The organism is Sorangium sp. So ce1335, from assembly GCF_051521615.1.
Taxonomy (GTDB): domain Bacteria; phylum Myxococcota_A; class Polyangia; order Polyangiales; family Polyangiaceae; genus Sorangium.
On the sequence record NZ_CP150363.1, the window covers coordinates 12,468,517 to 12,489,206 of the forward strand.

At 71.7% G+C, this 20,690-nt stretch carries 16 protein-coding genes; 4 read left to right on the forward strand and 12 right to left on the reverse strand.

Features of this window, described 5'->3' with window-relative positions; translation table 11 throughout:
• Positions 1-131: 131 nt before the first annotated feature.
• The 7 genes from asnB to WMF24_RS46515 form a co-directional block, all read right to left on the reverse strand.
• Positions 132-1,937 (reverse strand): asparagine synthase (glutamine-hydrolyzing), encoded by a 1,806-nt coding sequence (asnB, locus tag WMF24_RS46485; RefSeq protein ID WP_437733923.1) that lies wholly within the window; start codon positions 1,935-1,937, stop codon positions 132-134.
• Positions 1,938-2,006: 69 nt separating this feature from the next.
• Positions 2,007-3,371, reverse strand: a complete 1,365-nt coding sequence (locus tag WMF24_RS46490) for an MATE family efflux transporter (protein ID WP_437733924.1) — start codon at positions 3,369-3,371, stop codon at positions 2,007-2,009.
• Positions 3,372-3,385: 14 nt separating this feature from the next.
• The gene (locus tag WMF24_RS46495; RefSeq protein ID WP_437733925.1) at positions 3,386-4,174 is read right to left on the reverse strand and encodes a methyltransferase; all 789 of its coding nucleotides are present in this window, start codon (positions 4,172-4,174) and stop codon (positions 3,386-3,388) included.
• Between the two features lie 3 nt (positions 4,175-4,177).
• The gene (locus WMF24_RS46500) at positions 4,178-5,680 is read right to left on the reverse strand and encodes an ABC transporter permease (RefSeq protein ID WP_437733926.1); all 1,503 of its coding nucleotides are present in this window, start codon (positions 5,678-5,680) and stop codon (positions 4,178-4,180) included.
• On the reverse strand, positions 5,677-7,110 hold the full coding sequence (locus WMF24_RS46505; RefSeq protein WP_437733927.1) for a DUF3526 domain-containing protein: 1,434 nt from the start codon (positions 7,108-7,110) through the stop codon (positions 5,677-5,679). Before WMF24_RS46505 ends, WMF24_RS46500 begins: the two co-directional genes overlap by 4 nt.
• A 38-nt stretch (positions 7,111-7,148) precedes the next feature.
• Entirely contained in the window at positions 7,149-9,254 is a 2,106-nt protein-coding gene (locus WMF24_RS46510) for a TonB-dependent receptor (protein ID WP_437733928.1), read from the reverse strand.
• Entirely contained in the window at positions 9,251-10,024 is a 774-nt protein-coding gene (locus tag WMF24_RS46515) for an ABC transporter ATP-binding protein (RefSeq protein WP_437733929.1), read from the reverse strand. Before WMF24_RS46515 ends, WMF24_RS46510 begins: the two co-directional genes overlap by 4 nt.
• A gap of 391 nt (positions 10,025-10,415) precedes the next feature.
• Here WMF24_RS46515 and WMF24_RS46520 point away from each other — a divergent pair, with 391 nt between their 5' ends.
• Complete coding sequence (locus tag WMF24_RS46520) at positions 10,416-11,141, forward strand: SDR family oxidoreductase (protein WP_437733930.1); 726 nt, start codon at positions 10,416-10,418, stop codon at positions 11,139-11,141.
• Positions 11,142-11,348: 207 nt separating this feature from the next.
• Here WMF24_RS46520 and WMF24_RS46525 read toward each other — a convergent pair whose 3' ends face one another.
• Together WMF24_RS46525 and WMF24_RS46530 are read right to left on the reverse strand one after the other, a co-directional pair.
• Complete coding sequence (locus WMF24_RS46525; RefSeq protein WP_437733931.1) at positions 11,349-12,311, reverse strand: class I SAM-dependent methyltransferase; 963 nt, start codon at positions 12,309-12,311, stop codon at positions 11,349-11,351.
• A gap of 104 nt (positions 12,312-12,415) precedes the next feature.
• Complete coding sequence (locus WMF24_RS46530) at positions 12,416-13,039, reverse strand: TetR/AcrR family transcriptional regulator (RefSeq protein ID WP_437733932.1); 624 nt, start codon at positions 13,037-13,039, stop codon at positions 12,416-12,418.
• A gap of 101 nt (positions 13,040-13,140) precedes the next feature.
• On the opposite strand from WMF24_RS46530, the gene WMF24_RS46535 reads away from it, so the two are divergent.
• Entirely contained in the window at positions 13,141-13,881 is a 741-nt protein-coding gene (locus tag WMF24_RS46535; protein WP_437733933.1) for a 3-oxoacyl-ACP reductase family protein, read from the forward strand.
• 22 nt (positions 13,882-13,903) lie between these two features.
• Here WMF24_RS46535 and WMF24_RS46540 read toward each other — a convergent pair whose 3' ends face one another.
• Entirely contained in the window at positions 13,904-16,147 is a 2,244-nt protein-coding gene (locus tag WMF24_RS46540; RefSeq protein ID WP_437733934.1) for a cytochrome C peroxidase, read from the reverse strand.
• 77 nt (positions 16,148-16,224) lie between these two features.
• Here WMF24_RS46540 and WMF24_RS46545 point away from each other — a divergent pair, with 77 nt between their 5' ends.
• Both WMF24_RS46545 and WMF24_RS46550 read left to right on the forward strand, forming a co-directional pair.
• The gene (locus WMF24_RS46545) at positions 16,225-16,554 is read left to right on the forward strand and encodes an Rpn family recombination-promoting nuclease/putative transposase (RefSeq protein ID WP_437738941.1); all 330 of its coding nucleotides are present in this window, start codon (positions 16,225-16,227) and stop codon (positions 16,552-16,554) included.
• On the forward strand, positions 16,551-18,221 hold the full coding sequence (locus WMF24_RS46550) for a 5'-nucleotidase C-terminal domain-containing protein (protein ID WP_437733935.1): 1,671 nt from the start codon (positions 16,551-16,553) through the stop codon (positions 18,219-18,221). The genes WMF24_RS46545 and WMF24_RS46550 overlap by 4 nt, the downstream gene beginning before the upstream one ends.
• 78 nt (positions 18,222-18,299) lie before the next feature.
• Here the strand turns inward: WMF24_RS46550 and WMF24_RS46555 are convergent, their stop codons facing one another.
• Both WMF24_RS46555 and WMF24_RS46560 read right to left on the reverse strand, forming a co-directional pair.
• Positions 18,300-18,692, reverse strand: coding sequence for a hypothetical protein (locus tag WMF24_RS46555; RefSeq protein ID WP_437733936.1), 393 nt, complete (start codon positions 18,690-18,692; stop codon positions 18,300-18,302).
• Positions 18,693-19,186: 494 nt separating this feature from the next.
• The gene (locus WMF24_RS46560; protein ID WP_437733937.1) at positions 19,187-20,317 is read right to left on the reverse strand and encodes a substrate-binding domain-containing protein; all 1,131 of its coding nucleotides are present in this window, start codon (positions 20,315-20,317) and stop codon (positions 19,187-19,189) included.
• Positions 20,318-20,690: the final 373 nt, after the last annotated feature.

The following is a 20,690-nucleotide window of genomic DNA, read 5'->3' on the forward strand; positions in this document are numbered from 1 at the left end:
CGGCGAGCTCGCCGACGCTGGCAGGCCACTTATGCGTCACCAGCAATGAAATGTCAATTGCAAACGTTTTGCATTTTCTGGGCGCGAGCGCTGCGACAGGGCTGTCATTTCCCTCCCCGCTGAGCCTGGGATCAGGTGACCCGCGACGGTGCGAGGTGCGGCGCCTGGCGCCGGAGGATGCCCTCGGCCGTGACCAGGCGGGAGAACAGGTTGCGCGTGGCCGGGTCCGGATCCTCCCAGAGCCTGCGCAGGTAGCTCTGGTCGACGAGGCCGGCGCCGCTCAGCACGCAGCCCCGGTCGAAGAGGATGGCGGCCCTCTCCGCGAACGGCCTCGAGAACCACATCTCCGCGGGGATGGGGAATCCCTGCTTCTTGCGCGAGGCGATCACCGGGGGGACGAGATCGGCGAGGGCCTGCTTGTAGATGCCCTTCTCGGAGCCGTCGAGCTGCTTCAGCTTGCTCTCGAAATCGAACGCGACGCGGACGAGCTCGGTGTTCGCGAGGGGCGAGCGGGCCTCGACGCTGTGGCGCATGCTGATGAGGTCCATCTGGCGGAACTCGTAAACGGCGAGCCGGCCGTGGAAGTGAAGGAGCTGCACGGCCTGAAGGCTGTCGAGCGGCCAGTCGCCGTAGAGCGAGAGGATCGCGCGGTACTTGTCGGTCGTCAGGCGCGCGGCGTCGTGGTGAGGCATGAGCTGCCTCAGGTCGGTCTTCCCGGACCACTGAAAGGCGGCGAAGTAGCGCTCGGCGAGCTCGGGGAGGCGCACGTCCGCCATCGCCCGGCCGTAGGAGTACCCGTCGAAGATCTCGTCAGGCCCGCTCCCGGAGAAGATGACGCGCGTCTCGCGCCCGGCCTCCTCGAAGAGCCGGAGGAGGCAGGGCGCCTCCTGGGACCCGAGCGGCTCGCCGGCGATCTCGATCCACCGGTCGAGGTAAGCGCAGTAGTCGGTGTCCGACAGGGTGATCTCGGTGTGCTGCGTGGCGTGCTCGCGGGCCAGCGCTCTCGAATAGGCGAACTCGTCGAACACGCTGGTGCTCCTCGGGAGGAGCTGACCCGTCGGCTGAAAGCCGATCGAGAACGTCCTCATCGGCAGGCCAGCGCGCCGGGCCGCGGCGAGGACCGCCGTGGAGTCGATGCCGCCGCTCAGCAGGAGGCCGTAGGGGACCTCGAGGCCAAACGTGCTGCGGCAGCCGTCGACGACGGCGTCCCTGATCTCCTGCTGGATCGCGGGGACGTCGGTCCTCGTCAGGTCCCCGCGCGGGATCCGGTAGAAGCGCCCCGTCTCCTGCCGCTCGGGCGTCCTGGTCAGCCAGGTGCCGGACTCGAGCTTGCGGATCTGCCGGATGTGCGTGGCGCTGCCGAGGATGAATCGCTGCGCGGTGAACTCCGCGAGGCCGTCGAGGTCCCAGTCCTTCCTGCGGTAGGGGTCCTTGATGAGCGGGTCGATCTCCGAGGCGAAGACAAGGGCGTCGTCGTCCTCCCACACGTAAACGGTCTTCTGGCCGGTGGGGTCGCAGGCGATGAGCCCCGTCTGTGTCGCGCTGTCGAACAGGGCGAAGGCGAACATGCCCTCGAGCCGCTCCACGCAGGCGAGCCCCCAGGCCTCGTATGCCGCGAGGATGACCTCGGTGTCGGATGCGGTCCTGAACGGGAACCGCGACAGCCGCGCGCGCAGGTCGCGGTGGTTGTAGATCTCGCCGTTGAAGACGATGGTGAGGCGCTGATCGGCCGAGGTGAGCGGCATGTCCGCGCCGGGGTTCCCGGCGTCGGTGATGCGCAGCCGGTTGCTGCCGAGGAGGGCCCAGCTCGCGCATTGCAGGGCGCCCCGCGCGTCCGGTCCGCGGTGGTGCATCGCCTCGAGCAGCGACGCCATCTCGTCGTGCTGCGCGGCGCCGATGGGCCGCTTCTTGTTGAAGATGCCAGCGATCGAACACATCGAGCACTCTCCTGGAGCTGGAACGTGACGTGATGCGACGTGCAGCGGAGCGCGGCCCGCAGGCGCGCGTCAGGCGGTGACGGGCTCCCGACGGCGCGCCGGGAACGCCAGGGGCAGGAGCCTCGGGAGCGCCAGGTGGAGATAGAGGGAGCGCGTCAGGCTGAACAGGAGGAAGGCCATCCAGAGCCCGTGGTTGCCCCAGCGGGCCGAGGCGACAGGCCAGGTGACGAAGAAGACCAGGGTGGCGGCGAGCAGCGAGTTGCGGACGGGGCCGGCCCGCGTCGCGCCCGTGAAGACGCACTCGAGGATCATGCTCCAGAAGATCGCGAGCGGGAACAGGACCATCCAGACGAAGTAGCGGCCAGTCATCTGCGCGATCGACTCCAGCGGCGTGAACAGCCCGAGGATGGCCGGCTGCGCGACCAGGCACGCGAGGCTGATGGCGAGCGCGGACAACGATGCCGTCCAGAACGAGAGCCGGATCGTGTCGTGGAAGCGCTCCCGGGACTGGGCCCCTATCGCCTGGCCGGCGAGCATGCCCGCGGTGTTCCCGAGCCCGCCCAGCGCGCTGGAGATGACGAGCTGCATGTGCATCAGGATCGCGTTGACCGCCAGGACCTCGGGGCCGAGGAGCGCGCTCTGGCGGGTGATCCAGCCGAAGACGCCGAGCAGGCACGTCGTGCGCACGAGGACATCGCTGTTCACGCGCCACATGCGGGTGATGGCGTGGAGATCCGCGAGGTGCTGCCATCGTAGCTCCACGCCGCGCAGGTGGCCCTTGCGCCAGATCACCAGGAAGCCGACGACGGCCTTCGTCACCTCGGCCAGCACGGTGGCCCAGGCGACGCCGCTCACCCCGAGGTCGAGCGCCGTGACGAAGGTGACGGTCAGGACGAGGTTGAGCAGGTCCATCCCGACATAGAGCAGCGTCACCCAGCGCACCTCGGCCATGCCGATGAGCCAGCCCGCGATCACGTAGCCCATCAGCACCGCGGGAGCCCCCCAGATGCGCGCCTCGTAGTAGGCCGCCGCGTGGGACTCGACCTGTCCGTGGGCCCCCATCAGACCGAGGCCGGCGGCCCCGAGGGGGCCCTGCAGCAGCACGAAGACGCAGCCGACCAGGCCCGCGAAGACCAGCGGACGGAATAGCTGCAGCGCGGCATCCTGGCGGTCCTCGGCGCCGCGCGCCTGGGCGGCGAAGCCGCTCGTGCTGGTCCGGAAGAAGCCGAGGAGCCAGTAGAGGGTATTGAAGATCTGGCTGCCGACGGCGACTCCCCCCATCGTGGCCGCGTCGCCGAAGTGCCCCATGACGGCGGTGTCGGTGGCGTTCATGATGGGCCCCGACAGGCCGGCGAGGGTCAGGGGTAGGGCGAGCTTCCAGTACGATCCGAAGCTCAAGGCCTCCTGGCGGGGCTGCGTGCGGTGCTGGGCCATCGGTCGAGCTCTCGTCACAACGTGAAGGAGAGAAGGTGTGTCAGGATCCTGTCGTAGGGAGCGGACCAGGTCTTCCGCCTCAGGAGCTCGGGCCGGAACCCCCGGCGAAGCGCGTGCCCCGTGATGCCCTGGAGGTTGCTGGCGTTCGAGAGCACGGTGATGACCCTGCCCCCCGGCGCGAGCAGCTCTCGAGAGGCGATCTCGTCGAAGAAGCGCACCATGATCGCGGAGCCCGAGAAGTTCACCCGCGTGAGATCGGGATCGTCGGAGCGCAGCGGGTTCGCGGGCGGGTTGAAGACGATCACGTCGGCGCGCGTCCCGGGCGGGAGCGCGGAGAAGAGATCCGAGACCATGAAATGGTGCCTTCCGGGGTCGCGCGGGCCCGTGTGCCGCTCGAAGCTCGCGAGGCTCGACGCGACGCTCGCTTCATGGATGTCCATCGCGTAGATCTCGCGGGCGCCGCGCTGCCGCGCGAGGACGGGCTCGACGCCCGCTCCGCACCCCATCACGACGACCGAGGCGCCCTGCGTCTCGACGAGCCCGTCGTGGAGGGCGTCGAAGATCACCTCGCTCGTCCCGCCCGGCACGAGGACGCCGGGCGGGACCGCGAAATCGAGCCCGCGGTACACGTAGTCGCCTCCCAGGACCTTGGTGCCCCGGTTGACCTGCTCGATCTCCTCGGCGGAGAGCATGGGCGGCAGCGAGAGATAGAATCGTCGGATCGGCTCGTCGAGCGCGGCGACCTCGCGAGGGTCCAGCCCGAGACCGTGAATGTCCTCGATCCGCGGCGTTCGATCGTCCATGGCTCAGATCTCCCGTGCTTTCCCCTCGCGGGACAGCAGCGTGTAAGGTTCGCTCGACGGCTCCCGGCCGGCGGCCGGCCTGGAAGAGCCCTTGCCCGAGGGGCTCGCCTCCTCCAGCCACGGCGTCGCGTCGATGCGTCGGACGGCCAGCGGGATCATGGCGCCGAGCAGCGCGAGGACGCCGAGCAGCCCCGCGAGCCCGGAGAGGTTCAAGGGCCGCGGGGCGCCGTCGAAGCGGTGGCGCGGGACCGCGTCGATGTCGAACGCGGCGAGGCCCTTGTAGTTGAAGATGAGCGGATAGAAATAGTGCTTGAGCTGCTCGTGGTAGGCCGCGATGCTGTCCCTGAAGGCGAGCTCCGTGGCCATGTCCGTGCCCGCCATCCGGTCGAGCACGAGCTCCAGCGCCAGCGGCGGCAGGACGAGGGCGGCCCGCGCGGTCCACTGCTCCCGGCGCGCGAGCGCCGCGTGGTAGTCCTCGACCTGCCGGGCGACGTGCGCGTCGCCCATCTCGTGCATGGCGTAATACCAGGGCCAGGAGAAGCGGTCCTCCGGCACCGGGGTCTGGGACCACTCGGGGCGCCGCGCGAAGAATGGATCCAGGGTGGCGCGCTTCGGCCGGTCCCAGCCGGCGTTCATCTCCTGCCGCTGCGCGAGCGTGAGCTCGACGCCGCCGCGCGCGGGAGCGGCCGTGAGGATCGCGAGGTTGACGAGCGCGGGCAGGAGGACGCACCACGCGATCCAGACGCCCACGAGCGAGATCGCGTTCCACGCGGACGAGCGGCGCAGCGAGGCCACGAGGAACACGACGACGAACCAGAGCGCGATGTACGCGAGCGACGCGAGCGCGAAGGCGCCGGCGCGCGCGTCGAGCGGGAGGCCGAGCCAGGCGACGGCGAAGGCGAGCAGCGCGAGCCAGACGGCGGAGACCAGCCCGGCGCGCAGCGCGAGCCGGAGGGCGAGCACGCGGGAAAGGCGCGTCGGCTGGGAGCAGACGAGCGGCTCGGTGCCGAGGTCGTCGTCGCGCGAGCGGACATCGAAGCTCACGCCGATGATGAAGAGCGGGACGAGGAAGATGAGGACGAACCCGTAGTCGAAGCTGCCGGAGAGCTGCTTGAGCGGGTTTTCGATGTCGGTCTTGTAGAGCTGCGGCGCGAGGCCGATGAAGCGCAGGTGCCGGCTGTACGGGTGCACGTCGCGCAGCCCGGTCGAGAGCGCCGTCCACTCGTTCGGCGCGTGCGCGACCGGCATCGCGAGGTAGTAGAGGACGAGGCCGAGGTCGTCCTGGGGCGCGTGCGTCTTGCGGAGATAGCTCTCCTCCTCCCTGAGCGCCGGCTCGAGCGCCGCGATGACCTCGCGCTCGTGGGCGACGCGGGCCGCGCCGTCGACGATGGCGGCGACGCCGGCGACGAGCAGGAGGGAAGCAACGACGAGGGCTGTCCGCGCGCGGAGCATCTGGCGGAGCTCCAGGCGCGCACGGACGAGAAAGGATACGACGAAGGAGCTCATGACGCCTCTCCCTGGCGGCGGGTGAAGAGCGCGACGGCGAGCGCGAGCGCCGCCGCCCACGCGAGCACCGCGAGGCCGGCGGGCGCCACGCGGGACAGCGCCCACCCGGCGGGAGCCCTCCTGTGCTGGAAGGGGGCGAACTCGCTCCACTCCGCCCGATCGACCCGCTGCGCCTTGTCGTTGTGCCAGCGGATCTTCGTGATGTGCAGGTCGTTCAGGTGCTGTATGAAGGCGTAGCGGTACGCCTCGGCCTGCTCCTCGAAGTCGACGAGGTGGTGGGCGTCGGTGCCGGCGAGCCCCATCGAGAACGACCGGATCGCGAGCAGCGGCGTGAACAGGCCGGCGCGGAGCGCGAGCGCGTCCTGGGCGCGGTGCGCCTCGAACAGGCGCGTGTAGTAGTCGTTGAACACCGCCGTCGTGACCTTCTCCCCCTCGCGCATCACCACGCCGCCGTAGTTGACCGGGAGGTCCTCGACGCGCGACGCGCCGTGCTCGGCCAGCGTGCGGCGCTGGAGCTCCTGAAAGTGGGGGTTGTTCGGATCGTGGCTGTCGCCGACCTCGCGCATCGCGCGCGCGAGGTCGAGCTCGACCTGCGCCCGCGACGGCGTGGGGTGGAGGCGGCTCGCGGCCTGGGTGGCGAGCCGCGGCACGACGATCCAGAGCGCGACCCACAGGCCGAGCAGCGTCAGGAGCGCGCCCTGCGCGCGGCGGTGGAACGACGAGACGAGCACGCCGAGCGCCGTGCAGGCCGTCAGATAGACGGCATAGCCGCCCGCGAGCACGGCGGCGCGGGCGAGCGTGTCCCGGGAGGCGTCGAGCACCCCCGTGAGCACGGCGCCCGCGAGCGCGAGCGCGAGGAGCGGCGCGAGCCACAGCGCGACGGCGAGCAGCGCGCCGATGACCTTCCCGGCGACGAGGACGCGCGCGTCGACGCCCTGGGAGACGGCGAGGCGCCATGTCCCCGACTCGCGCTCTCCGGCGACGCTGGCGAACGTCATGCAGAAGATGAGCAGCGGCAGCAGCACCTGGAGGACGAAGGCGGCGCTCGGGGTCCCGAAGCGCGCGAGCTCGCTCGACTGCCCGGCCTCGCTGAAGCTCAGCGCGTTGCGCTGGTGCGGCTCGAGGAAGAGCGACGTGCCGGCGAAGGACTCGAGGCCGGGATCGAAGAAGCCGAGGGGGCTCGGGGCGCGGAAGGCGAAGGTGCCGTAATGGGCGGCGCGGTGCGGGTGGCGATCGGGCTGGTCGACCCACTGGCGGTGGACCAGCTCCTGGAAGGCCGCGCGCTGGCGGGCCTCCTGGGTGTGCCGCGCCGCCTCGAGCAGGAAGGCGGCGACGAGGAGCGCCGCGACGAGTGCGGCGGCGATGCGGACGGTGCGGTTGCGCAGCGCGCGGATGGCCTCGTGCCGCGCCGCTGTCGAGAGGGCTCTCATGCGCTGACTCCCTGTGGGTCCTGTCGGACCGCGGCGCCTCAGAAGCTCAGGGTGCCAGTCACGTACGCCGAGCGCGCGTCGCCCGGGTTGTGCTGGGCCCCGGCGGCGCCGAAGTCCTTGTACCAGATGGACGTGTCGTACGACTGGTCGAGCAGGTTGTGCACCTCGACGCCGAGCGCGATCGACTCGGACACGTCGTAGGCCGCGCTCGCGTTGATGACGACGTAATCGCCGACCTTCTGCGAGCCGTTCTCCTCGGTATGGTTCTCCTTGGTCAGGTAGTAATCGCCCTGCGCGTAGCACCAGAGCGAGACGAGCAGCTCCTGCGTGGGGTGAACGTCGACGCCGGCCTTCGCGCTGAAGCTCGGGACGTGGTCGAGCTCCTTGCCCTTGTTCGCGGCGAGCGCCGGGCCCGGCTCGACCTGCTCGGAGATGGCGCGGCTGAACGCGCCCCACACGGAGAGGAAGTCGAACGGGCGCAGCGTGAGCTCGACGTCGAAGCCGCGGCGCAGCGTCTTGCCGACGTTCTCGGCGTCGCCGGAGCCGTCCCCCTTGTCGCGCACCTCGCCGCTCGCGCGCTGCTCCCAGTACGCGACGTGGCTCTTGAGCCAGGGGAAGAGGCTCGACCGGTAGCCGACCTCCCAGCCGTCGTTGATCGACGGCTCGAGCGGCGCGCCCTGGGTGGCGTACGCGCCCTTGCCCGTGCCGATCTGGAACGAGCGACCGTAGTTCGCATACACGCTCTGCCCCTTCACCGGCGTCACCATGACGCTCGCCTTGGGCTGCCAGATGAAGCCGTAGTCGTTGAGGCCGCGGTCGACCCTGCGGGGCGCCTCTCCCTCGGGCTGCTCGAGGAAGCTGCCCGAGCCGGCCAGGCGATCGGCCCGCAACGCGGCCACGAGCTTGATCGGCTCGAGCGGCCGCGCGCTCGCCTGCAGGTACGAGCCCACGGCGTGGAGGTCGAAGTCCTCGTCGCGGAACGCCGCGCCCTGGCGCGCGCGGTCGACCGTGGGGATGCGCTGGTACCTGCTGTCCTGGAGCTGGTAGTCGACGCCCCACTCGACGGTGAGGTCGAGCGCGCGCGGCTCGCGCGCCCGGTAGGTGAGCACCGAGATCGCGCCGTATTGCCTGTCGTCCTCCGCCCGCAGGTGCTGGGCGGAGTCGGCGTCGAACCTCACCCAGCGGTCCCGCAGGAACGCCTGCCCGTAGCCCTTGAGCTGCCAGGACAGCCCCTCGGTGAGCTCGTGATCCACGTGGACGCTCGCGTGGAGCGTCGCCTGCCGGCCGCCGTCGGTCGCCGAGTAGGCCGGCGAGGCCGTGGGGCGCGCGCGCGCGTCCTCCGCGGACAGGTAGCCTGGGGCGTCCGCGTCGAGGAGCATGCCTCGCAGGATGAGCCCGACCCTGAGCTCCCTGGACGGCTCGTAGAACCACTTGGCCGAGCCGGCGAGCTTGTCGCTGCGCGCGTGATCGCGGTAGTTGTCCGAGCCGCGGTAGCCTGCGAAGTAGGTCTGGCTCAGCGCGCCGCTCTCGCTCGCGACGAGCACCTGGGGCTCCACGGTCCAGAAGCTCCCGGCGAGGAGCCGGGCGATGCGCTCGTTCCCGGTCTTGCGGGTGACGACGTGGATGTTGCCGGCGACGTTGTTGAGCCCGTAGCGCGGGTCGTTGGTGCCCTTGACCACCTCCATGCGCTCGATCTCGAGCGGAAACACGGCCTTCATGTCGGGCAGGCCGACGTGGTGGTTGCTGGGGATGCCGTCGATGAGGAGCTTCGTGTGGGCGACGTCGCCCTGCGTGTTGAAGCCGCGGAGCCCCACGTCCGCGTTGATGATGCCCTGGTTGAACGACTCGACGTAGACCGCCGGCACGCGCCGGAGCAGCTCGAGCGGCTCTGCGGCGCTCTGCTTCTGGATCTCCTCGCCGCCGAGGATGTCGACCGAGGTCACGACGTCGGCGCTGTCGAGCGGGCCGATTCGCTGGCCGATGACGACGACCTCCTCGCCCATCATGGGAGCGGCGGCCTCGGGCTCCGCGGGGTCTGCCTCGGGCGCCGCGGCGTCGACGGGAGGCGCTGCGGCGGCGGCGCGCGTCGAGAGGAGCGCGGCGAGCGCGGTCGCGAGCCGGGAGGTGCGCGCGCGCGGGATCACGAGAGGGCCTCCGCCGGTCCGGCGGGCGCGCCGCTGCTCGTGGCGAGCCGGGGAGCCGCGTCGCCGGGGGGATCGAAGTGGCGGCGGTACAGAGAGAGGATATCGGCCTCGGACAGGCCCGCGGCGCTCACGACCTCGACGAGCCGGCCGGCCTTCATGACGCCGATGCGGTGCGCGATGCTCGCGACGGCGCCGAGATCGTGGGTCACCATCAACACGGCGGCGCCGCGGTCGCTCTCGCGCCGGATCGCCGCGCAGAGGTCGCGGACGGCGCCCGGGTCGAGGCCCGAGGTCGGCTCGTCGAGGAGCAGCGCGCCGGCGTTCTTTGCCTGCGAGAGGGCGAGGACGACCTTCTGCCGCATGCCCTTGGAGTAGCCGCTCGCCGGGCGGTGCACGGCGCCCTCGGGCAGCCCGGCCGCCGTGAGCAGCCGCGAGAGCTCCGCGGGGGGAGGCACGCGCGCCTGCGACAGGCCGAGGAAATACGCGAGGTTCTCGCGGCCGGTCAGGTGCGGATAGAGCCGCACCTGCTCCGGGACGTAGGCGATCTGTCGCCGCGCCGCGAGCGGATCGGGCTCCACGTGGGCGGAGCCCACGTACGCCGCGCCGGAGGACGGCCTGATGAACCCGAGGAAGAGGTTCAGCGTGGTCGTCTTGCCCGCGCCGTTCGGGCCGAGGAGACAGAGCACCTCCCCGGCCGGGATCTCGAGATCGAGCGCGTCGAGCGCGGGGACGCCCCCGTAGGACTTCGAAAGCTTCTTTGCCGTGAGCATGACCGTGCCGCCGGGGCCACCGCCGCCGGCGGCGCACGGTATGCGATCGGCTCAACTGAAAGTCAATTGCAAATGTGATGCATCTGCATCGGGATCGTGTGTCGGTCGTGCCGACGCGGCGCAGGCGGCGGCCCGACGATCCTCTCCCTGGACGACACGGCGCGCGGCCTGTTCGCCGGCGCCTCGCGGCGTGTACGTGCGCTCCGGACGATCGTGTGGGTCAACCCGGGGGGCGAGGGCGACCGCGCGCGGGCCTGGCTCGAAGGCGGCGCTCCGCCCGAGCCTGCCTATTGGCTGCGCGCCGGCAAGCCGCGCCCGTGATACGGTGCCCGCGCCGGCGCGGGGGAGCGGCGCTTCGCTCCACGCTGCGCGCGGCGGAGAGGGGGAGACCGTGCGCCTGAAGGACAAGATCGCGCTCGTCACCGGGGCGAGCAGGGGAATCGGGAGGGCCAGCGCGCTCGCGCTGGGCCGCGAGGGGGCCGTCGTCGTCGGCGTCGCGCGCACCGCGGCGGACCTCGGCGCGCTCGAGCGGGAGCTCCGCGCGTCGGGCGTGCGCGGCGTCATGATCGAGGCCGACGTCACGCGCGCCGCCTCCGTCGCCGCGTGCGTGGAGCGGGCGATCCGCGAGCTTGGCCGCATCGACATCCTCGTCAACAACGCCGGCATCGGCGGCTACCGGCCCTTCCTCGAGTGGTCGGAGGAGGACTACGACCGCATCATGGCGACGAACGTGAAGGGGACCTGGCTCTTCTGCCGCGAGGTCATCCCGCACATGCGCCGCCAGGGGGGCGGCCACATCATCAACGTCGCCAGCGTCGCCGGCCTCCAGGGGTATCCGAACGAGGCCATCTACAGCGCGTCAAAGTTCGCGCAGGTCGGCCTGACGCAGGCGCTCGATCGCGAGTTCTGGCAGGAGAACATCAAGGTGAGCGCCGTCTGTCCTGGCGGCGTCGAGACGCACTTCGCGCTCGGCGACGGCCGCACCGCGGGCTCCGAGCGCATGCAGGGCTTCTCCACAGCGGAGGACGTCGCCGAGGCCGTGGTCCTCGCCGCGCTCCCCCGGGATCGCTCGCGCATCGTGCAGATCGTCATGCGCCCGATGAACGAGGCGACCTAGACGAGAGCAACAAACGGGTTGAACCCGCCTGAAACGAGCAGCACTTCGAACCGCCAGGACGCCGAGACATTGTCTTCTTCTTGGCGTCTTCGGCGTCTTGGCGGTTTATTTCTCGTTCGCTCAACGTGATGGATCGTTGTTCTAGCGCGAGACCACCTGCCGTAGCCCCCCGGCGAACACCCTCTCCGGGGGCCGGGCGCCTCCGAATCACGGATTCCGGTACACGCCCCCCTGAAGGTGCCTGCTCGACGGCGGCGACGGCTTCGTCCCCGACACCACATAACCGACGCTCCCCCCGGCGCTCGCGTACGTGCCCTTGGCGAGCTCCTCCGCTGTCCTCCGGGCCGCCCCCATCGCCGCCGCCCAGCAGCCCTCGAACTCGTGCTCCTCGCCCCCGCCCGCGAGGAAATACCGTTGCGTATCGCGCCGGCTCCAGATCCAGAACTCGCGCCGCGCGAAGTCCTCGATCTCCTCCACCGTGGCCCGCTGCTCCGCGGACCTGTAGGGCGGCAGCACGACGTTCGCCTTGTCGTTCAGGTAGACCTGGATGTCCGTGAGACCGTGCCTGGCAAAGAGCTCGGGGATGAGCTCGCCCAGCGAGTTGTGCCCCTCGCCGAGGGCCGCCTTGCCCCGCTCGCACAGGAGCTGGAAGCGGACGAGGGTGAGGGTCTCTTCGACCGGCGCGCGCAGCACGGCCGCGCGCAGCAGCGCGCCGGCCAGGTTGTTCGGCTCGGCCACGGCGACGAGCCCGCCCGGCCTCGTGACGCGGACCATCTCGGCGAGCATCGCGCCCGGATCCGCGGCGTGGATCAGCACCGTCTGGCACGTCACGAGGTCGAACGTGTCGCCATCGAACGGCAGCGCCTCGGCCACCCCCACCCGATAGCGAAACCGCTCCGCGTCCCCGCGCGCCGCCGCGCGCTCGGCCGCCTTCTCGACCCAGACCGGGTCGCGGTCGACGCCGGTCACGCGCGCCGCCCTCGGCAGCACGCGGCCGAGCACGCGCCCCCAGTGCCCGACGCCGCACCCGACGTCGAGCACCTCGCGCACGCGGCTCAGGCCCCACCGCCGCGCGAGCAGCTCGACGTAATCGGGGTTCCACCAGCCGTCGCGCGTATCGCCGAAATACTCGGCCGAGTGCGAGGGGTGCTCGGCGAACTCATTTCCCATGACAACGCACCTCGTGCGGGCCTCGACGGCGTCAACCGACCTCACCGTATCGTCGCCGCCCGCCCAGGCGCAACGCGCCACCTGCGCCGCGCCGGCGCGCCCGCTCAGACAGCGGCCGCGGCGCGCGGCCTGGTCAGTACGTCCCAGGCGGCCATGGCGCAGTCGACGATCGCCTGGAGCGCCTCGCGCGAGGCGCCGTCGCGGGCCTGGAGGGAGAGGCCGTTCAGCACGGTCGTGTAGAACGCGGCGAGCGCCGCCGTGTCGGTGCCCGCCGGCACGTCGCCCTCGGCGACGCCGCGATCCAGCCGGCGCTGGAGCTCGTCCTGCGCGCCCCGCCGCACCTCGGCGAGGAAGCTGCGAACGGCCTCGCTCTCCGGCGTGCCGAGCGTCGCGGCGAGCACGATCATGCAGCCGCTCGGCCTGCCCGGGCACACGTAGGCCTCCGCGTTGCCCCGCAGCATCGCCTCGACCGCCGCGCGCGCCGTGGGCTGCTCGCGCATCGCGCGGTTCGTCGCCGCGCCCTCGACCTCGGTGTAGAGCGCCACCGCCTCGCGAAACAGCGCCTCCTTGCAGCCGAACGCGGCGTACAGGCTCGGCGAGTTGATGCCCATCGCGGCCGTGAGATCGCTGAGCGACGTGCCCTCGTAGCCCCGCTCCCAGAACACCTCCATCGCCCGCCGCAACGCAGCGGCCCTGTCGAAGCTGCGCGGGCGCCCTCGTCCGACCATCAACCGAACCTTTCTGTGCCGATCGTTAAATAAATCGGTTGACCTCCGTCCACGCCGCCAAGTATACATTGTGTATCGATCGGCACAGAAAAGAGGTGGACATGCTGGAGCTTGAGGGCAAGGTGGCGCTGGTGACGGGGGGGAGCCGCGGGATCGGCGCGGCGATCGCGAGGCGGCTCGCGCGGGGCGGGGCGGACGTGGCGCTGACGTACGTGAGCGCCGCGGGCGGGGCGCGCGCCGTCGTCGGCGAGGTCGAGGCGGCGGGCCGGCGGGGGCTCGCGATCGCGGCGGACAGCGCGGATCCGGCGGCGGTCGTCGGCGCGGTCGAGCGGACGGTGGCCGAGCTTGGCCGTATCGACATCCTCGTGAACAACGCCGGCATCGCGCTCATGGGGCCGCTCGAGGCCGTGACGCTCGAGGAGGTGGACCGGACGCTGGCGGTCCACGTGCGGGCCGTCTTCCTCGCCTCGCAGGCCGCGGCGCGGCACATGGGCGCCGGCGGGCGCATCATCAGCATCGGGAGCTGCCTTGCCGAGCGCGCGCCGGGGCCGGGCACCACCCTGTACTCGATGAGCAAGGCCGCGCTCGTGGGGTTCACCAAGGGCCTCGCGCGCGACCTCGGGCCGCGCGGCATCACCGCCAACCTCGTCCAGCCTGGCCCGATCGACACGGACATGAACCCGGCCGGGGGCCCCGGGGCGGACGCGCAGCGGAGCCTGCTCGCGGTCGGCCACTACGGCAGCGCCGACGACATCGCCGCCACGGTCGCCCACCTCGCCGGCGAGGGCGGGCGCTTCATCACGGGCGCGACGATCGCCGTCGACGGCGGGTTCGCGGCCTGAGGGCGGCGGCGCGCGAGGCGGCTCAGAGCGACTCCAGGTAGGCGACAAGGGCGCGCCGGTCGTCGGCCGACAGGTGCGCTGTGTGGCCCATGGCGCCGTCGACGCCCTCGACGAGCGCCAGCAGCGTCGGGTAGCGGCCGTCGTGGTAGTACGGCGCGGACCTGCCGACGAAGCGCAGCGAGGGCGTCTCGAAGGCGCGCACGGCGTCGAGGCGGGTCGCGCTCCGCACGTCGTGGCGGGCGCCGTCGGTGGTCAGCTCGTCGCCGAGGTGGCAGCTCGAGCAGCCCGCCTCGCGGCTGTGGAAGAGCGCGTCGCCGCGCGCGGCGAGGTCGGCGCGCGCGGCGAGGTCGGCGCGCGCGGCGAGGTCGGCGCGCGCGGCGGCGGCGTCGGCGCGCGCGCCGCTGCGGGCGGCGGCGCTGCGGGCGGCGGCGCTGCTGGTGACGGGCGGCGGCGCCAGGGTCACGGCGCGCTCCTCGGCCGTGAGGACCGCTGCCTCGGCGGGCGGCTCCATGCCGCGGAGGTACGCGAAGATCGCGTCGCGCTCCTCCGCGCTCAGGCCGGTGCCTGCGAGCCGCGACATGGTCCGGGCGAAGTGGCCCTCCAGGTCCTTCTTGTCGCCCTCCCAGCCGTACGGCGCCGTGCCGTCGAGCCGCCCCATCAGCATCGGCGTCTGGCGCGGGCCCTCGGGTGTCGACCACGTGAGCGCGTCGTCGCGGCCGTCGGGGTGGCAGCTCGCGCAGGCGCGGCCGTCGAACGCGGTGCGCCGGTCGCCAGCCGCGTGGAAGAGCCGCTGGCCCTCCGCCCGCTGCGCGTCGAGGCGCGACGCCCGGGGCAGGACAACGACCGGTAGCTCGCCCGCGAGCTCCTTGCCGAAGGCGCGGATCTCGGCCGGCCCCGGGTCGCGCGCGGCGGGCAGGATCGTCAGCGCGCCGTCGAACCGGGAGAAGACCACGGCGCGCCGGCGCGCGCTGTCGACGGCGATGGCCGTGGGCCCGGCGCCCACGCGGGCGCGGAAGAGCTCCCGGTTCCGCACCGACCCGACCGGCGGCGGCTGGCCGGGGATCTGCGCGCGGGCGTCGTACGCGATCACCTCGTCGCGGCCGAGGCAGGTGACGAGCAGGACCTCCTCGCCGGGCTCGATCGCGGCCGCGCGCGGGAGCTGGCAGCCGAGCGTCCCGAGGTGGCTCGAGACCGGCGGGACGTCCGCGCGCTCGCCCTCCGCGTCGACGACCGCGATGTGATCGATCACCGTCTGGGCGCGCGCGGTGCCGTAGCCGCCGCCGCTGCGCGTCTCCGGCCCCGGATCCACGAGCGCGATGGGCGCGAAGACCGCGCCGCTCGGCGCGCGCGCGAGCGCGAACCCCTGCGAGCCATGGCGCTCGACGCGCGACGACGCGCGGCGCTCCGCGACGGGCGCGCCGCCGAACGGATCGAAGGTCGCGCGCTGCGCGGGCGCGCTCGGCATGGGCGCGGGCGATCTGGGCGGGTCCGAGGGGAACGCGCTGGACATGAATTTCTTCGGCAGGGGCGTCGCAAAGCGCCACTCCACCCCGCGGGTCGAGAGCTCCCGGGCTTCGGTCGGCGCGCCGCCCTGGCCGAGCGCGACGACGCTGATGCGGCCGCCCACCGCGTGGGAGACGAACGCGCGCTGGCCGTCGGCGGACGCGACGACCGCGCCGGGGTCGCGCGCGAGGGGGAGCTCGCCGATCCGCCGGAGGTCGGCGGCGGCGAAGCTCGTGAGCGCGTGGCCCCACCGGCTCGCGACGAGCAGCGTCGCGCGGTCGGGCGTCATCGCGAGCCCCACCGGCTCGCTCGCCACGGGCACCAGGCAGCGGCGCTCGAGCGGGGCGCCGGCGTCGACCGGCTCGAGCACCTCGAGCAGGGCGCGGTCGCGCAGCGAGGCCACGACGCGGCCGTCGCCGAGCACGATCACCTGGGCGGGGCGGCCCGCGAGCGGCGTGCGCGCGAGGGCAGCGCGGGCGTCGATGTCGACGGTGTGGAGGGCGGCGTCGTCCTCGTCGGCGACGAAGGCGAGCGTGCGACCGCCGAGGCCCGCGAGGGCGACGCCGGAGCCGGCGTGGGTCCGGTCGAGGGGCGCGGGCGCGGGGCCGGCGCCGCGGCGGGCGCAGAGGGGAGGGGGCGGCAGCGCGGCGAGGGCGGCGGCGCTCGGCGCGGGCGCGGCGTGCGGCGCAGGGGCCGGGTCGCGCGGGCCGGGGGTGCAGGCGAGCAGGACGAAGGCGGCGGCGGTCGGGGCGGCGGCTCTCATGCCGGCTCCATCGCGCGAGCGGTCGAGCGTGTGACAGGCGCCCTCCGGCGCAATCTCAGATCGCGGCGACGACATCCCTGCCGGTGGTGCTGCACCACAGCGACACCGGCTGGACCGCGGCGGTCGCGTTCCAGGACGTGATCGACCTGCCGCCGGACGTGCTGCGGCTGGTGGCGGAGCACATCCCGCACTTCCGGTTCGTGCTGGACGACATCAGCGCGGAGACGGACGAGGCGCTGCGGGCGCGGGCGATGACGGCGCTGGGGCGGCTGGTGCTCTGGTGCTTCCGGCATGCCCGCCGCCCCGAGGAGCTCGTGGCGCGGCTGTCCGGCTGGTACGAGGTGGTCCGGGAGGTGCGCGGCGCGCCCGGCGGTGGGGCTGCGCTGCGGTATCTTCGGGCGACATGACCACCTGCCCCGAAGGCAAGCCCAGCGGTCCCTCGCTTCGGATCGTCTGCGTCAACGACGTCTACGCGCTCGACAACCTCCCGCGCCTCTCGACCCTGGTGCGGCGCCACGCCGCGGGGCCGGCGGATCGCTTCCTGGTGGTGATGGCCGGCGACTTCCTCGCGCCGAGCCTGCTGTCGAGCCTCGACCACGGAAGAGGCATGATCGACTGCATGAACGCGCTGCCGATCACGCACGCGATCTTCGGCAACCACGAGGCCGACATCGACATCCGGGAGCTCAGGGCGCGGGTGCGGGAGTTCCGGGGAACGTGGCTCAACACCAACATGCCCTCGTTCGCTCCGGCGCTGCCAACGCACGAGATCCTCGAGATCGCGAGCCCCGGCGGGCGGACGGTCCGCGTCGGCCTCCTTGGCCTTCTCGTCCACGTCCCGGGCCTGTACCGGCGGGGGGCGTTCGGGGGATACGCGATCGAGCCGGCGAACGAGACGGCCGTCCGCTGGGTCGACCGGCTCGTCCGCGAGGAGGGCTGCGCCTGCGTGATCCCGATAACGCACCAGAGCCGCGAGCAGGATCTCGCGCTCGCGCGGATGCAGCGCGCGCCGCGCTTTCCCGTGATCCTCGGCGGCCACGAGCACGAGGTGCTCCTCGACGACGTGGACGGCACCTGGGTCGTCAAGGCCGGCACGGACGCGGTGAGCGCGGCCATCGTCGACCTCGTGTGGCCGGCCGAGGCGCCCGCCGCCGGCGCGCACGACCTGCCCGCGGTCGCCGTCCGGATAGAGCACGTCGCCGGCTATCCCGAGGATCCGGCGATGCGCGCGCGCGTGGACCGCCACATGCAGATCGTCCGCGACCTCGACGCGGCCACGCTCCTCCGGCTCCCGCCGGGGAAGACGCTGTCGTCGGTCGGGACGCGGGCGCGGCAGACCTCGCTCGGAGAGCTCATCTGCTCGCGGATCCGCGACGTGCTCCAGGCGGATGGATGCCTGTTCAACGGCGGCGGCATCCGCGGCGGCCGCGAGTACCGGGAGCGCTTCACCTACGGAGATCTCAAGGCGGAGGTCCCCTTCAGCAACGAGGTGGTGGTGGTCGCGATGCCCGGCCGCGTCGTCCGCGAGGCCGTCGCCGCGTCGCGGTCGCGCGCCCCGGCACAGCACGGCGGTTATCTCCAGATCGACGACCGGATGGCGACGGACGCGGGAGGCGCGCTGATCGCGATCGGCGGCCTCCCGCTGGTCGATGATCGCGAGTACCGGATAGCGACCGTTCGAGGGCTTCTCGGGGGCATGGATGACATCGCGCCGCTTGTCCGCTTCGCGCAGGAGCACCCGGAGCGGGTGCCGCCGGCGGACAGCGGCCGTGAGCCGAAGCTCGTGCTCGTCGAGTCGTTTGCCGTGGAGCTCTGGCGTCAGCTCGGGCCGTTCGCGTCCATCGACGAGGACCGGGACGGCGCCGTGTCGGCGGACGAGCTGAGGGCCGCTGTCTCGAGGGCGACGTCCGAGACGCCCTCCGAGGTGGTGGTCGGCGAGATGCTGAGGGCGCTCGATCGGGACGGCGACAGCCGCGTGAGCCTCGACGAGGCCGGCGCGCTGGCCCCCTTGAAGGACGCGCCTGCGGCTGCTGGAGAAGAGGCGCGGGAGCCGGGCGAGAGACAGCCTGGCTGAGCCGCGCCAGCGCTCGGTCGTCGTTCACCTGCCGCAGCGACTCCCCCGCTCGCGCCGCTTCCACGCCGGTACCGCGGGTCAGAAATCCCGCCAGGGACACGCGGCGATCTGCGAGGAGCCGATCCCGAGAAGCGCGCATGCTGACGCGGCGACGAGCGTCTTGCCCTCGTAGCGCCTGCGCAGGAGCGCGATGGCAAGATAACCGAGCACGACGAGCCCGAGCGTATTGAGTGCGGCCGCGGCGACGGCTACGTCCACCCCGAGGAAGCTCCCTGCGCCGAGCAGCATCATCCAGAGAAAATCCGTCGCGCCCTCCGCGTGCTCGCCGCCCTTGAAGTAGGTAATCCCGTGTCCGCTCGCGAGGCTCTCGGAGTAGATGTAAAGGATGTACGAATCCTCGATCGGGTGGCCGTTCGAGAGCACGTGGAGCGAGAGGCCGAAGTGCGCGAGCGCGGCCGCGGCAGGAAGCATCGAGGCGGGCACTCGAATGCTGAACCACGTGGTTCAGCATCTGGCGCGCGGGTCGGGGTCCTGCAAGAGGACATCGAGCGCGTGCTCCGTCGCGAGCCGACTTGGATTCAGAAATTTGCGACCAATTGCAGTGAGAGCGGAATGTGGCTCGGCGCCGCCACCCCGCCTCGCCGGGCCAACGCGCCCCCCGCCGCGGGGGTACGCGGCCAAAGCCGGAATGCAGCGTGAGGAAGCGTAGTGCAGCAAACCGAAGGGTGGGACCGCGAGCGTCGTGATGGCTCGGTCCTGGGACGCCCGCCGGAACATCGAACGTGTACTCGGCAGGTTCGCTCGAGCCCACGACCTTCGTGTAGACCATGGCGTGGATGGGCCCGTCGCTCGTGGACGACGGCTGGTCGTGCGCGAGCGTGAAGCCCGACGGGGGAGTCACGGCCGGAGGATCGGCGACGACCTCGAGCGCGGCGAGGAGCAGATCCTCCTCGAGCTCCGCGCCGCTACTGCTCTGCGCCGACCTCGTCGAGGAAGGCGTTGTAGGCGTCGACCTTCTCCCACGGGACCACGTCGACGCCGAGGTCGAACTGGCTGCCTTCGAGATGCGGCGCGAGGATCTCCTTGATCGCGTCGAGGCCGATGCTCTTGATGCCGTAGACGATGTACGGCCCGAGGTACCCCTCGTAGTACTGCCGCTGGACGTGCGTGGCCTTGATGCGACCCTGGCGCATATAATCGGCGGTCTCCGGCGCGAAGTCGAAGGTGACGATGGGGAGGTCCGGCGCGTCCGCGGCGTCCGCGGCCAGCACGCATCGATACGAGTCGATGAACATTCCGATCAGGCCCACGACGGGCGGGTCGGCGTCCTCGATCTCGCCTCTCATCAACTCGACGTCCCTGGCTGGGTCATGATAGATGGACTGATGTACCACAACGTGGTAACCGGCGTCCTCGAACACGCCCCTGGCGCCCCGAGTTCGATTGACGCCGTCGGCCCAGATCGGGTCGGCCCAGCCGTGGATGAGCACCGTGCCCGGCCCCTCGGGCAGCATCTTGAGCAGGGTGTTCCCTGCCAGGGCCCCGGCATACTCGTTGAGTGCCCCGACGTAGATCTCGCGCTTCGAGCTCACCAGGTCGGCGTCGAGCGTCACCACGGGGATCCCCTTCGCGATGGCCTCGTCGAGCGCGGCCGCGTTGCCTTCGCCGACGGGCGTGATGACTATCCCCTCGGCGCCCTCCGCCACCGACTGCTCGATGTGTTGAGTCTGGAATTTCGTCAATTCCTCTAGCTCTGTCTCGGTACTGTAAGGCCCGAGCACGTTCCCGGTGGCCCTCCCGGAGACCCCGAGCTCACCCATGGCTCGGTTCGCGCCCGTGGCGATCGGCGCAAAGAAGCCGTCGAGGGACTTCAGCAACACCGCGATCTGCATCGGTTCGATCGAGCTCTTGTTGATCTCGGCGACGAGCTCGTCGATCGTCGCCTCGATCTCGAGCGGGATGAACTCGCTCCGAGGAAGCGGCGTTCGCTGGATGGGCGTGGCTGTCTGTGCCGCGTCCGGATCGCTCGAGCCGCATGCCGCCGTCGTCAGCATGAGCCCGATGGCCACTGCCCAGTTTCGCCCAATCATCGTCATGAGACCCCCTGCTACGTTGTCGCTCGTTCGTACGTGATTCGTGCGGTCGCGCGCGGCGCCCTCGCGCGGCGCCCTCGCGCGCAGATCAGACCTGATGCGCGCCCGGCGTCAGGAGATGGCCCACTCGATCACGACGATCGAGTCGGCAGCGGGACAAGCGGCCAGCGCATCACGTGCCTGTTCCCCCGGAGCGATGCGGCGCGACAGGTCACATCGAGTCCTTGCGCGACCTGATGGACATCGCATCACAGCGAGGAGCCGCATGTCAAGTGGCGTCCAGGGCGAAAGCTTCCAATCTGGATGCGGGATCACGCCAAGCTGCTGTGGAAACCTCTCGGACCAGGATCCATCCTCGGAGATCGCGTTCCTTGTA

Coding starts and splice junctions, on each gene's coding strand:
- asnB (WP_437733923.1), bottom strand. CDS start 1,937: ATGTGTTCGATCGCTGGCATCTTCAACAAGAAGCGGCCCATCGGCGCC.
- WMF24_RS46490 (WP_437733924.1), bottom strand. CDS start 3,371: ATGGCCCAGCACCGCACGCAGCCCCGCCAGGAGGCCTTGAGCTTCGGA.
- WMF24_RS46495 (WP_437733925.1), bottom strand. CDS start 4,174: ATGGACGATCGAACGCCGCGGATCGAGGACATTCACGGTCTCGGGCTG.
- WMF24_RS46500 (WP_437733926.1), bottom strand. CDS start 5,680: ATGAGCTCCTTCGTCGTATCCTTTCTCGTCCGTGCGCGCCTGGAGCTC.
- WMF24_RS46505 (WP_437733927.1), bottom strand. CDS start 7,110: ATGAGAGCCCTCTCGACAGCGGCGCGGCACGAGGCCATCCGCGCGCTG.
- WMF24_RS46515 (WP_437733929.1), bottom strand. CDS start 10,024: ATGCTCACGGCAAAGAAGCTTTCGAAGTCCTACGGGGGCGTCCCCGCG.
- WMF24_RS46525 (WP_437733931.1), bottom strand. CDS start 12,311: ATGGGAAATGAGTTCGCCGAGCACCCCTCGCACTCGGCCGAGTATTTC.
- WMF24_RS46530 (WP_437733932.1), bottom strand. CDS start 13,039: ATGGTCGGACGAGGGCGCCCGCGCAGCTTCGACAGGGCCGCTGCGTTG.
- WMF24_RS46535 (WP_437733933.1), top strand. CDS start 13,141: ATGCTGGAGCTTGAGGGCAAGGTGGCGCTGGTGACGGGGGGGAGCCGC.
- WMF24_RS46540 (WP_437733934.1), bottom strand. CDS start 16,147: ATGAGAGCCGCCGCCCCGACCGCCGCCGCCTTCGTCCTGCTCGCCTGC.
- WMF24_RS46550 (WP_437733935.1), top strand. CDS start 16,551: ATGACCACCTGCCCCGAAGGCAAGCCCAGCGGTCCCTCGCTTCGGATC.
- WMF24_RS46555 (WP_437733936.1), bottom strand. CDS start 18,692: ATGCTTCCTGCCGCGGCCGCGCTCGCGCACTTCGGCCTCTCGCTCCAC.
- WMF24_RS46560 (WP_437733937.1), bottom strand. CDS start 20,317: ATGACGATGATTGGGCGAAACTGGGCAGTGGCCATCGGGCTCATGCTG.